This is a genomic window from Staphylococcus marylandisciuri, assembly GCF_025519785.1.
GTDB lineage: Bacteria > Bacillota > Bacilli > Staphylococcales > Staphylococcaceae > Staphylococcus > Staphylococcus marylandisciuri.
The window spans coordinates 1-403 of the sequence record NZ_JAOPKZ010000044.1 but is presented as its reverse complement, the minus strand read 5'-3'; the positions used below and the strand labels follow the sequence as shown (position 1 = coordinate 403).

The following is a 403-nucleotide window of genomic DNA, read 5'->3' as shown; positions in this document are numbered from 1 at the left end:
GATCCAAGTGAAACAGATGCAGGTCAACATGACCCAGGCTACGACGAAAACAGTACGAAACCAGGTGTACCAGTAGAAGTGCCACAAACGAAAGACGGCAATCTACCACCAGGTACATCGTTTGAAGGACCGAAAGACGTGCCACCAGGCTGGACAGTAGACGTTGATCCAAATACAGGTAAGGTAACGGTAACGCCACCGGCGAACGCAACACCGGATACGAAAGTCAATATTCCAGTTGTCGTTCACTATCCAGATGGTTCAACAGATACACCGACAGTAACAGTCACTGTCGTGCCGAAAGATCCAAGTGAAACGGATGCAGGTCAACATGACCCAGGCTATGACGAAAACAGTACGAAACCAGGTGTACCAGTAGAAGTGCCACAAACGAAAGACGGCA

The 403-nt window shown here is 49.1% G+C and carries 1 protein-coding gene; it reads left to right on the top strand.

All coding sequences use genetic code 11. The features are described 5' to 3' along the window. On the top strand, positions 1-403 hold a 403-nt coding region (locus tag N9R04_RS11325; RefSeq protein ID WP_262856876.1), incomplete at both ends, for a YPDG domain-containing protein.